This is a genomic window from Undibacterium sp. Ji42W, assembly GCF_049340405.1.
In the GTDB taxonomy this organism is placed as follows: Bacteria; Pseudomonadota; Gammaproteobacteria; order Burkholderiales; family Burkholderiaceae_D; genus Undibacterium.
In genome coordinates this window covers 1-441 of sequence record NZ_JBMPOV010000057.1, presented here as the reverse complement: position 1 = coordinate 441, position 441 = coordinate 1, and the positions used below count along the sequence as shown (strand labels likewise).

The 441-nt window shown below is 57.1% G+C and carries 1 protein-coding gene; it reads right to left on the bottom strand.

Features of this window, described 5'->3' with window-relative positions:
* Positions 1 to 441, bottom strand: a 441-nt coding sequence (locus ACO0LG_RS29575) for a hypothetical protein (protein ID WP_423032205.1), incomplete at both ends; no start/stop codon positions are given.

Here is a 441-nt window from a genome sequence, read left to right as displayed (position 1 = left end):
TTGCTTTGACCACAGAACCGGCAGGCAGGCTTTGGACGATGCGTACAGGCTGGGCGGCACCGGCATTGGTAATAGTGCTGGTCAGCGTGCTGATGTCGCCTGGCAACAGTGCATTCAAATCTGCGGCTGCGGGAGTCAGGTAATCGAGACCTTGCTTGATCATGAGTGGCCAGCGGCTTTCGTTGGCCTGTGCTGCCAGTGTGTCGTTCCAGTCAAAGCCAAAGGCCAGGGTTTTGCCATTACCGTAATTGGCGCTGACGATGCCTGGGCTGGTAGCTGTGCCTTTCAGCGTTGCTTCTACCGTGCCACCTGCTGTTGCCAGTTTGGTCTGGGTCGCTGGGCCAGCAAGGTCGCCACCTTTGAATACGCCGCCAGACAGACTCATTTGTTGCAAGGCTGTGGCATAGGCACCGTTATTGGTGACACCTGAGCATTGCGCGA